The sequence below is a fragment of the Pseudomonas sp. GW821-FHT02H09 genome (assembly GCF_059421425.1).
On the sequence record NZ_JBWKVA010000004.1, the window covers coordinates 32,970 to 44,133 of the forward strand.

Sequence of the window (11,164 nt, forward strand, 5' to 3'; positions counted from 1 at the left end):
CTCGTTATTTGGTCGTAGTTTTCGCGTATGTATAGAGAACCTGTGGATCGTTCCCACGCTCCGCGTGGGAATGCAGCCCGTGACGCTCTGCGTCACAACGGACGCAGAGCGTCCAGTGAGGCATTTCCACGCGGAGCGTGGGAACGATCATGGGCTTGTGTCAGATCAATGCTTGGCCACCACCAAGTCTTTCGGCAATTTGAAGGTCCAGAGCATGCCGCCCTGGTTGAAGTCTTTGACGCGTTTGGCCACTTCTCCACCCCACAATGGAACGGCGCCGCCCCAACCGGAAAGCACCGAGATGTACTGTTCGCCGTCCATTTCCCAGGTGACGGGCGAGCCAAGCACGCCAGAACCGGTCTGGAATTCCCAGACTTTCTCGCCGGTTTTGGCGTTGAACGCTTGCAGGAAGCCCTCAGGCGTACCGGTAAAGACCAGGTTGCCCTTGGTGGTCAGCACCCCGCCCCAGAGCGGCGCGTAGTTCTTGTGACGCCAGACTTCCTTGCCGGTTTTCGGGTCGATGGCGCGCAATACGCCAATGTAGTCTTCGTTCAACGGCTTGATGGTGAAGCCGGCCCCGAGGAACGCCGCGCCTTTCTTGTAGGCGATACCTTCGTTCCAGATGTCCATGCCCCACTCATTGGACGGTACATAGAACAGACCGGTGTCCTTGTTGTAGGCCATCGGCATCCAGTTCTTCGCCCCGAGGAAGGCCGGCGCGACGAACACTGAGCTGCCCTTGGCTTCGCTGCCCGGAGCGCCCGGACGGCTGGCCTCGTTGTAGACAGGTCGACCATCCTTGTCCAGGCCGCTGGCCCAGGTGATTTTGTCAACGAACGGGAAGCCGCGGATGAACTTGCCATTGGTGCGATCGAGCACGTAGAAGAATCCGTTACGGTCGGCCGTCGCCGCGGCTTTGATCTCTTTACCGCCTTCGGTGTAGTTGAAGGACACCAGTTCGTTGACGCCGTCATAGTCCCAACCGTCGTGAGGGGTGCTCTGGAAGTGCCATTTGATGGTGCCGTCGTCCGGATTCAGCGCCAGACGCGATGACGAATAGAGGTTGTCGCCAGGACGCAGGTGCGAGTTCCAGGGCGCCGGGTTGCCGGTGCCGAACAGCAGCAGGTTGGTTTCCGGATCGTAGTAGCCACCCAGCCAAGGCGCGGCACCGCCGGTTTTCCAGAGATCGCCCGGCCAGGTCTTGCCCGCTTCACCACCGGAAATGCCGCTCTCGATCGCTTTGCCGTCCTTGTAGACGTAACCCATGTGGCCTTCTACAGTCGGCCGGGTCCAGAGCAAATCGCCATTTTTCGGGTCATAGGCCGAGATCTTGCCGACCACCCCGAACTCACCACCGGCCACCCCGGTAATCAGTTTGCCGTTGATCACCAACGGCGCTGCGCTGATGGAGTAGCCTTCTTTATGGTCGGCGACTTGCTTGCTCCAGACCACCTTGCCAGTGTTTTTATTCAGGGCCACGAGCTTGGCGTCGAGGGTGCCGAAAAACACCAGATCGCCGTACAGCGCGACACCTCGGTTGATCACGTCGCAGCAGGGGCGAATATCATCGGGCAGGCGCGCATCGTATTGCCAAAGCTTCTTGCCAGTGCGTGCATCCACCGCGAACACCCGCGAGTAAGAGCCGGTCATGTACATCACGCCGTCCTTGACCAATGGCTGCGCCTGCTGACCACGCTGTTTCTCGCCACCGAAGGAAAAGGCCCAGACCGGTCGCAACTCTTTCACGTTGTCGACGTTGAGGGTATCCAGCGGACTGTAGCGCTGGCCCTGGACACCCAGGCCGTTGGTGACGATCTGCTCCGGGTTTTTCGGGTCCTGGAGGATATCTTGATCGGTGACTGCGGCCAGGGCCGAGCCGGACAACAGCATGGCGCTGAGCAGCACGCTCAAGGCGAAGGGTTGGCGACGTGCGGGTTGGGTCATGACGGCTACCTCTGCGGTTTTTGTTGTACCCGGGAAATTTTCCCGGTCTGGTGCAGATTCTTGGTCGCCGCCGTCCTGCCAACAATTGCCCGCAGTGCGGAGTTTTCTAGTTCCTTGGTACAAGGAACGTGTAGGAGCCGAGCTTGGTCCGGGCGGCGTTCCGACGATGGCGATCTCAAGAACGCCATCGCCGGCAAGCCGTGCTCCTACAGGATTGCGTGCACCAGCGAGATTTATTGCTGGCCATCCACCCGCTTCATCTGCCCACGCTCATAGCGCCGATACAAATGGCTGACGCTGCGGATCAGTTCATAGCGGCTCAGGCTGATACCCGCGAAGCGCTCGGGAATCGGGCTGCGGATCATCTCGCCCATTTCGCTGCCATTGGCGGCACCCTCGCGCATCAACCGGTCGAGCCAGCCGAGGTAGTCGCGCATCTGCACGAAGGGTTTGTGGTCGGTGGCAATCGGGCCGTGGCCGGGCACGATCTGTTTCCACGGCAGGGCTTCAAGCTGATCGATATCCGCTTGCCACACTTCCAGTCCCGGGGAGTTAGGCGTGGTCAGGGCTCGCTCATAAAACACCAGATCACCGGCAAACAGCACACCGGTTTTCTCATCGAGGATCGCAAGATCGGCGCCGGTATGCCCGCGCAGCCCCAACAAACGCAACGGGTGACCACCGATATCCAGGAGGCCGGGGGTTATCTCCTGGGTTGGCAACACCACCTCGGTGCCGCGCATCCAGTCGCCCACCAGTCGATACATGTTCTCGGCCATGGCATCGCCTTGCTGTCGCAACAACCCGGTAGTACCGGCCAGAGCACCGATGGGAACATCGCTGAACGCCTGGTTGCCCAGCACATGATCGGGATGATGGTGCGTCAACAAGACCTCAATCAGCGGTTTATCGGTGGTTGTGGCAATCGCTTTACGCAAGGCTTCGCCGTAGCGTTTCGACGGTCCTGTATCAATCACTACGACCCCGCGCTCAGTGACGATAAACGCGGTATTGACGATATTGCCGCCGTTGGCCTTGGCGAAATTGTCGGTGCTGCCTTCCAGTAGCCAGGTGTCCTCGGCGATCTGCCGGGGTTTGAGTTGATAGTCGAAGTCCGCCAGGGCTGGCAGGCTCAGACTCAGACATAACAGCAGCATCCAGCGCATGGCGCTCTCCTCTGATCAGGGAATCGCCGCATCGAATTCATTGCCGCTGTTATCGCGCAGCAACAGACGCGTCTGCCCCGCTCCTTCAATGTCAAAAGCCAGGTTCGGGTTCTCGCTGACCGCGGGGAACAGCTCAAGATTGGCCAGCACCTTGTCGGCGGCGTCGCGCAACTCGGCATGGTTGAGGAAGAACTCTGGAATACCGCTGACCATGCCGTTATCCATCGGATGCGCTACCTGCACTCGCAGGCGACTGAACCCGCCGCGCGGATAACGCCCGCCAAGGACTTCGCCGATATGCTCCTCCCAGCCCGGCTGGGTGCGCACCACGCTGGGCGCCGTGCAGCCACCGCCAGCGGCGTCGATCAGGGTCGAGCCGACATGCCAGAGCCCGTCGCGGGTCAGCACCGCCGCACGCAACGGCGTGGCCTGTTCGATACGGATGCGGATCGACAGCCAGGGCAACACCCGCTCCCCCGGCTGAAAATCGACGATTTTCGGCAACGGGTTGAGCTCGGCCCAGGCGAGAATCTTCACCACCTCACCCTTGAACACCCGGGCGTCAATTTCCAGCGGCACCTGCCGGGCATCCTCGGCGAACGGCGGCGCCAGCAGCTTGACCCGCTCATCGAACACGAACGGCGCATCGCCAAGTATCTGTTTGTGATAAAAGGCCCACATCACCGAAGGCACCGGATCCTTGCCCGGATCGACCTCGATGGCCTGCGCCGCCAATGGCAGCCAGCAGGCCAACAGACAACTCGCTCGCCAGATCATCGCCCGCTCCTATTGATACATCTGCGGTACTTCATAGCGCAGCCCGTACCCGGCATAGATCGCCTTGAGCGTACCGTCGCGGATCAGCCCTTCCAGAGCTTCTTCCACGGCATAGGCCAGTTGGCGATTGCTTTCATGCACCGCCATGCCAATCTCCCAGAGCTGTTTACCCATGTTCGGGTAGGCGTTTTGCGCCAGCGCCAATTGCGGGTCCTTTGCCAGATGCACCTGCCAGTCGATCTCGCCGCGCATTGCCATCACCGCATCCACCTCTGCGGCCTTCATTGCGGCAAAGGCTTGCGGCACGCTGGGGTAATGGTGGGTGCTGGCGCTGAGCATGCCGTTGAACACCGAGGTCAGGTAGAACGACGGCACACTGTCCACTTCGACGCCGATGGGGTGGTGTTCAAACACCGCGACGCTGCCCACCGAGTCGAGTCGGCGGCGGTCATACGCGACTTGCCAGGATTCGTTCTGGTAAGGGCCGAACATCACCACATGGCCGTTTTCCAGCTCGCCGAATTCATTGCGTTTTTGTGCATAATCGCGGTCGTAAGGCACGCGCATCATCAAGTCAGCCAACTGCTGGTTGCGCAGCTGATTGCCGCGCCAGATGTAGTCGCGCAGATCGTCGTCGAGCTTCTCGCCCGCTGGCGCCCAGATCAGCACCAGGCGCACCCCGAGGGCTTTGGCCAACGCCTGCGCAAGCTCCACATCGACGCCCCGCGGCTGGCCGCCGTCTTCAAAGCTGTAGGGTGCGAAATCCTTGTAGACCGCGACCTTCAGCTCGCCCGCGGCGATCATCTGGTCGAAATTGCGCACCTGCGCCTGCACCGTCTGGCAGCACAGCAGCACTACGGTGAAAAACACAGTGAGCAGGCGCATGGGTTACTCCTCGACGTGCACGCTGTCCAGGTAGGTGCGTACTGCCCACAAGGCTTCCTGACTCAAGTAGTCGGCCATTTTCGGCATGTAGACACGACCATCGCGGACCGCGCCATGACGCACGCGCTCGACGAACCACTCATCCCCGGCGTCGCCGACATCGAGTTTGCGAAGGTCCGGTGCAATACCCCCGGACTTGGCTTCCAGGCCATGGCAAGCGGCGCAATTCTGGTTATAGGCCGAGGAGCCGATTTCCAGCGCCTTGTCGTGTTCCGGGGAGGTGCGATAGGGGTTCACCGCAGCCCAGCCATCACCATCAACCTGTACCCCGGCGTCCTTGATCGGTGTCAGGCCTTTGGTTTCCACGGCTTGCGGCACCACGTTGCCGTGGGCCATTGCCGAACCCGCGCTGATCAAACCGGCCAGCAGCCCGGCGGCAAGCATGGCGTTGCGTATTGTTGTCATTGTTATGCCCTCAAGATTGCACGCAAAACCTCTCTGCAGAGGCTATGCCGCCATCTTAAGAACTGGCTTCGGTGAGCCGTATGCTGCTTTGGTTGTCGCCCTCTACTCCCTTGGTAGTAGGGCTTGCGGCGAGGGCCTGAAGCATGTGATCGATCCCACGCAGGAGCGCGGGAACGATCACATCTTGGACACGACTCGATTGTGTAGGAGCGAGGCTTGCCCGCGATCGGCTGCGCAGCAGTCGTAAAACCTGCGTATACGTTCGATCTGAATACACTCGGTGACTGAATTCAGGCTTCAGGGCTCTTTCGCACACGCAGCTCTTCCAGTTAGACCGTATTGCGACTGCTTCGCAGCCGATCGCGGGCAAGCCTCGCTCCTACAGGGGCGTGGAGTTCCGGACTACACCGTCAGGTTGTGCGCCAGAGTGCCGACATGCCTAGCGCCCCGCGCATGCCTTGAGTTACGACCTTGGTACTGGCCCATTGGTACTTTCTGCATATTTCCCCGCACCCCGTCACTTCCTATGCTGGCGCTACCTGTAGTGGAGTGCCCTATGCGCCAGCTTGTCGGTTACGCCTTGTTCTACCTGCTGGCGATTGCCAGCGCCGCGTTGCTGGCGACCCAAAGCCAGGCGCAGGACGCCGGGTTGCAGGTCCGCATCGGCTACCTGGGCTATCGGCCCGATCCCGGCCCGCTGTTGTCGAACATCATTCCCGAACCCACCGACGCCGGGCTGCGCGGTGCCGAGCTGGCGATAACCGACAGCAACAGCACCGGGCGTTTTCTCAATCACAGCTACAGCCTGGTCAGCGCCAGCGTCGACAGTCCCGAAGCCTTGCTCGACGCAGCGAAGGTCCAGCACGACCAAGGCCTGCGGTTGTTCGTGGTGAATGCGCCGGCCGACAGCCTGCGCCAGCTCAGCGCCGCCCTGCCCGACAGCCTGCTGTTCAATGCCGGCAGTGCCGACGACAACCTGCGCAGCACCGACTGCCTGGCGAACGTGCTGCATAGCCTGCCGAGCCGGGCGATGCTCGCCGATGCACTGGCGCAATTTCTGGTGGTGCGCAAATGGCAGCGCCTGCTGCTGATTGTCGGCCCGACCCCGGATGACCAGGCCTATGCCGCCGCACTTCGGCGCGCGGCGAAACGCTTCGGGTTGCAGATCGTCGCAGAGAAACCCTGGTCCTTCGACAATGACCAACGCCGCAGTGCCCAGGCCGACATGCCGCTGTTCACCCAGACGGCTGAATACGACGTAGTGCTGGTGGCCGATGAGCGCGGCGACTTTGGCGAGTACCTGCCCTACCAGACCTGGTACCCGCGGCCGGTCGCCGGCACCCAGGGCCTGACCCCGACGGGGTGGCACAAAACCGTGGAAACCTACGGTGCCGCGCAGTTGCAAAAACGCTTCGAGGCCATGGCCGGACGCTGGATGAACGACCGTGATTTCGCCGCCTGGATTGCCGTGCGCAGCGTCGCCAGCGCCGTGAGCAAATTGCGCCAAACCGATACCCAGGCGATTCGCCAACTGGAGCTCAGTGATCAGTTGCCACTGGATGGTTTCAAGGGCCGCAAGCTCAGCTATCGCCCGTGGAATGGCCAGTTACGGCAACCGATACCGATCGTTCAGCCCCGGGCACTGGTCAGCACCTCGCCGCAAGACGGCTTCCTGCACCCCTTCAACGAAATGGACAGCCTGGGCTACGACAAGCCCGAAGTGACCTGCCGCTTTCCCTGATTCCTACAACGACAACAACAAGGAACCTGCCATGCGCCGCACCCTGCTTGCATCCGCCTTACTGCTCGCCACCGCGCCCGTGCTGGCGAGTACCGCCTGGGTTTCCAACGAAAAGGACAACAGCCTGAGCCTGATCGACATGCAGACCCTGCAAGTCACCGACACCCTGTCGGTCGGTCAGCGTCCACGCGGTCTGTTGCTGTCCCATGACAGCAAGCTGCTGTACATCTGCGCCAGCGACTCGGACCGGGTCCAGGTGATGGACGTCGCCACCCGCAAGATCATCAAGGAACTGCCCTCCGGCAAAGACCCGGAGCAATTCGCCCTGCATCCCAATAACCGTTGGCTGTACGTATCCAACGAGGACGATGCGCTGGTCACGGTGATCGACACCGAAACCTCCAAGGTGCTTGCCCAGGTCAATGTCGGCGTCGAACCGGAAGGCATGGCGGTCAGCCCCGACGGCAAATGGGCGGTGAACACCAGTGAAACCACCAACATGTTGCACTGGATCGACACCAGCACTCAGACCCTGGCCGACAGCACCCTGGTGGATCAGCGACCGCGCTTCGTCGAGTTCAGTCAGGATGGCTCGCGGCTCTGGGCCTCGGCCGAGATTGGCGGCACCGTGACGATTCTCGACGTGGCGACCCGGAAAATTCTCAAGACCTTGAAGTTCCAGATCAAAGGCGTGCACCCGGACAAGGTCCAGCCGGTTGGCGTCAAACTCAGCGCTGACGGTAAATACGCTTTCGTTGCCTTGGGCCCTGCCAACCATGTCGCGGTGGTCGATGCCAAAACCTTCGAGATTCTCGACTACCTGCTAGTGGGCCGTCGGGTCTGGCAGATGGCGTTTACCCCGGATCAGAGTCAGTTGCTGGCCACCAATGGCGTCAGCGGCGATGTGTCAGTGATCGATGTAAACAGCCTCAAGGTCATCAAGTCGGTCAAGGTCGGCCGTTATCCATGGGGCGTGGTGGTGACCCCATGAACGCCCTGGAAGTGACTGACCTGAGCTTCGCCTACGGCCCCCGTGAGGCATTGCGCCACGTGACGTTCAGCCTGCTGCCTGGGCGTTTCGCCGCATTGTTGGGGCCAAACGGCGCTGGAAAATCGACCCTGATCGCCCTGCTGACGCGATTGTATGACGTGCAGCGCGGCGACATTCGGGTTGGCGGTCACTCCCTGCGCAGCACTCCGCGTCCGGCTTTGCGCCAACTGGGTGTGGTGTTTCAACAGAGCACGCTGGACCTTGACCTCAGCGTCGAACAGAACCTGCGTTATCACGCAGCGTTGCATGGCTTGTCCCGTCGCCAGGCCCATGCGCGGGTCGAGGCCGAACTGGCGCGCCAGGCACTGACCGAGCGGCGCCGTGAACGCGTCCGCGAACTCAATGGCGGCCACCGTCGTCGAGTGGAAATTGCCCGGGCACTGCTGCATGAGCCGCGCCTGTTGTTGCTCGATGAAGCCAGCGTCGGTCTCGATCCGGCCAGCCGCCTGGCACTTAACCAACACATTCGCAGCCTGTGCCGCGACCACGGTATCAGCGTGCTCTGGACCACCCATCTGCTGGACGAAGTGCAAGCCCGTGATGACCTGCTGATTCTGCATCAAGGGCGCCTCGTGGCCAGCGGCCAGGCCGATGCCCTGAGTCTCGAACACGGCGGTGACCTGACGTCGGCGTTCCAGCGCCTGACCACTTCAACGGCTTCGGGAGTCGCAGTTCGATGAACGCTTATTGGCAGTGTTTCAGCGGTATCGTGCTGCGTGAATGGCTGCGTTTTATCTTGCAGCGCACGCGTTTTCTCAGTGCGCTGGTGCGCCCTCTGCTGTGGCTGCTGGTGTTCGCCGCGGGTTTCCGGGCGGCGCTGGGCATCGCCATCATCGAACCCTATGACACCTACATTCCGTACGAGGTCTACATCATCCCCGGTCTGGCCTGCATGATCCTGCTGTTCAACGGCATGCAGGGTTCACTGTCGATGGTCTATGACCGGGAAATGGGCAGCATGCGGGTGTTGCTGACCAGCCCCCTGCCCCGGGCCTTTCTGTTGAGCAGCAAATTGCTGGCGACCTCATTGATCTCACTGCTGCAGGTCTATGCCTTTCTCGCCATCGCCTGGGTCTACGGCGTGCAACCACCAGCTTTCGGGTTGGTTGCCGCGCTGCCGGCGTTGCTGCTGGTGGCGTTGATGCTCAGTGCGCTGGGGTTGTTGCTGTCCAATGCCATCCGCCAACTGGAGAACTTCGCCGGGGTGATGAATTTCGTGATCTTCCCGCTGTTTTTCCTGTCCTCGGCGCTGTACCCGCTGTGGAAAATGCGCGAAGCCAGTGAGTGGCTGTATTGGCTCTGCGCCCTCAACCCGTTCACCCATGCGGTGGAATTGGTGCGTTTTGCCTTGTACCAGCGCTTTAACCTGATGGCTTTGGTGGTTTGTCTGGGGTTGACGCTGCTGTTTTCACTGCTGGCGGTGCTGACCTTCAATCCGCAGCATGCGGCGGTACGACGGGCTGGCTGATCCAAAACCTGTAGGAGCGAGCTTGCTCCGGGCGGCGTTCCGACGATGGACTCAAGGGCGGCGCGTTTATTCAGATAACACGCGTTATCGTTAACGTCCATCATCGCGAGCAATCGAGCGTCGACCGGCTGCTCCTACAGAGGTTTGGTGTCGCCCTCCCGAACGCAAAAATTACGACTTTAGTACTGGTTTCCCTGTCTATCGTCGCATTCACAAAGCACCAGCACTGGCATGTAATGGGTCTATAACAAGAAGGACCAAACCCTATGCTGCGTGCCCCGCGTTATCTGCTCTGCCCGCCCCTTGCAGCCTTGTCGCTGAGCCTGTTGCTGGGTGTCGCGCAGGCCGAAACACCGCTGTTTTCCCCTGAAGGCTATCGCACCAGCCTCTATCGCAGCCCGACGCCGAATCATGTGGACGGCGCCAGAATCATTGACACCGAGAGCCTGAAAGCCCTGTTGACGCAAATACCCAGGCCGATACTGATCGACGTCTATCGTCGGCAATGGCTTGAGGGGCGTTTCATCGAAGACCAGCCCCATGCCAACCTCCCCGGCAGCCACTGGCTGGCCAACACTGGTGATGGTGAACTGAGCCAGCAAGTGCAGGACTACTTCGCGCGCAACTTGCAAAAGGCTACGGCCGGGCGCGAGGATCAGCCATTGGTGTTCTATTGCCGCGCCGATTGCTGGCTGAGCTGGAACGCGGTAAAACGCGCCACCGCAATGGGCTATAAAGCTGTGTATTGGTACCGTGACGGGCTGGATGCCTGGGAAGCGGCGAACCTGCCAGTGGAACCGTCCCGGCCCGAGCCTTTTCCCTGACCCGCCAGGCTGCGTGCCCCCGCCACACCATAATCAAAATAACGAGGTGAAAGGCCATGTACAAAATTCTGATTGCCGACGATCACCCACTGTTTCGCGAAGCCATTCATAACGTCATCAGCGACGGTTTCCCTGGCAGCGAGGTCATGGAAACCGCCGACCTGGACAGCGCCCTGGAGCTGACGCAACAGCATGACGATCTGGACCTGATCCTGCTTGATCTGAACATGCCGGGCATGCACGGTCTCAACGGCCTGATCAATCTGCGCAACGAGGCACCGACCATTCCGGTGGTGATTGTCTCCGCCGAGCAGGACAAGCAGGTCGTGCTGCAAGCCATTACCTACGGTGCGGTGGGTTTCATCACCAAATCCTCCCCCCGCTCACAAATGACCGAGGCTATCCAGCAGATTCTGAACGGCAACGTTTACCTGCCCTCAGACATCATTCGAACGCAAAAAACCGGGACACGGCGCAGCATGAATGACACGCCGAATTTCCCGCCGGAACTGCTTCAGGCCCTGACCCGCAAGCAGCTGTTGGTGCTGGAACGGATGACCAAGGGCGAATCGAACAAACAGATCGCCTATTCCCTGGAAATTGCCGAAACCACGGTAAAGGCCCACGTCTCGGCGATCCTGCGCAAACTCAACGTGCACAACCGGGTGCAGGCGATTCTCAGCGCCGGCGATATTGATTTTGCGGCGTATTTGCGGCGCTGACATTTCACTCAAAGGTCTGTGATAACCCTGTAGGAGCGCAGCTTGCTCGCGATGACGTTAACGAAAACGCGTGTTTTCTGAATAAACACAGCGCCCTTGAGTCCATCGCGAGCAAGCTGCT

11 protein-coding genes are annotated in these 11,164 nt (G+C 60.6%); 6 read left to right on the plus strand and 5 right to left on the minus strand.

From position 1 onward, the window contains the following. Window positions 1-165: 165 nt before the first annotated feature. The 5 genes from AC07VR_RS06530 to pedF form a co-directional block, all read right to left on the minus strand. The gene (locus AC07VR_RS06530; protein WP_494992808.1) at window positions 166-1,944 is read right to left on the minus strand and encodes a PQQ-dependent methanol/ethanol family dehydrogenase; all 1,779 of its coding nucleotides are present in this window, start codon (window positions 1,942-1,944) and stop codon (window positions 166-168) included. Between the two features lie 233 nt (window positions 1,945-2,177). After that, window positions 2,178-3,110 (minus strand): quinoprotein relay system zinc metallohydrolase 1, encoded by a 933-nt coding sequence (locus AC07VR_RS06535; protein WP_495010757.1) that lies wholly within the window; start codon window positions 3,108-3,110, stop codon window positions 2,178-2,180. Between the two features lie 15 nt (window positions 3,111-3,125). Further along, the gene (locus AC07VR_RS06540) at window positions 3,126-3,887 is read right to left on the minus strand and encodes a quinoprotein dehydrogenase-associated SoxYZ-like carrier (protein ID WP_495010758.1); all 762 of its coding nucleotides are present in this window, start codon (window positions 3,885-3,887) and stop codon (window positions 3,126-3,128) included. Window positions 3,888-3,896: 9 nt separating this feature from the next. Continuing rightward, window positions 3,897-4,772 carry a substrate-binding periplasmic protein gene (locus tag AC07VR_RS06545; protein ID WP_495010759.1) on the minus strand — a complete coding sequence of 292 codons (876 nt, stop codon included), beginning with the start codon at window positions 4,770-4,772 and terminating at the stop codon, window positions 3,897-3,899. 3 nt (window positions 4,773-4,775) lie between these two features. Beyond that, window positions 4,776-5,237 carry a cytochrome c-550 PedF gene (pedF, locus tag AC07VR_RS06550; protein WP_495010760.1) on the minus strand — a complete coding sequence of 154 codons (462 nt, stop codon included), beginning with the start codon at window positions 5,235-5,237 and terminating at the stop codon, window positions 4,776-4,778. A gap of 556 nt (window positions 5,238-5,793) precedes the next feature. On the opposite strand from pedF, the gene AC07VR_RS06555 reads away from it, so the two are divergent. From AC07VR_RS06555 to AC07VR_RS06580, 6 genes are all read left to right on the plus strand, one after another. Further along, entirely contained in the window at window positions 5,794-6,978 is a 1,185-nt protein-coding gene (locus AC07VR_RS06555) for an ABC transporter substrate-binding protein (RefSeq protein ID WP_495010761.1), read from the plus strand. Window positions 6,979-7,009: 31 nt separating this feature from the next. Beyond that, window positions 7,010-7,969, plus strand: a complete 960-nt coding sequence (locus AC07VR_RS06560; RefSeq protein WP_494992802.1) for a YVTN family beta-propeller repeat protein — start codon at window positions 7,010-7,012, stop codon at window positions 7,967-7,969. Further along, window positions 7,966-8,709 carry an ABC transporter ATP-binding protein gene (locus AC07VR_RS06565; RefSeq protein ID WP_495010762.1) on the plus strand — a complete coding sequence of 248 codons (744 nt, stop codon included), beginning with the start codon at window positions 7,966-7,968 and terminating at the stop codon, window positions 8,707-8,709. The genes AC07VR_RS06560 and AC07VR_RS06565 overlap by 4 nt, the downstream gene beginning before the upstream one ends. After that, the gene (locus AC07VR_RS06570) at window positions 8,706-9,497 is read left to right on the plus strand and encodes an ABC transporter permease (RefSeq protein WP_495010763.1); all 792 of its coding nucleotides are present in this window, start codon (window positions 8,706-8,708) and stop codon (window positions 9,495-9,497) included. The genes AC07VR_RS06565 and AC07VR_RS06570 overlap by 4 nt, the downstream gene beginning before the upstream one ends. 266 nt (window positions 9,498-9,763) lie before the next feature. Further along, the gene (locus tag AC07VR_RS06575) at window positions 9,764-10,321 is read left to right on the plus strand and encodes a PQQ-dependent catabolism-associated CXXCW motif protein (protein ID WP_495010764.1); all 558 of its coding nucleotides are present in this window, start codon (window positions 9,764-9,766) and stop codon (window positions 10,319-10,321) included. A gap of 56 nt (window positions 10,322-10,377) precedes the next feature. Beyond that, complete coding sequence (locus AC07VR_RS06580) at window positions 10,378-11,043, plus strand: response regulator (RefSeq protein ID WP_494992798.1); 666 nt, start codon at window positions 10,378-10,380, stop codon at window positions 11,041-11,043. Window positions 11,044-11,164 lie beyond the last annotated feature (121 nt).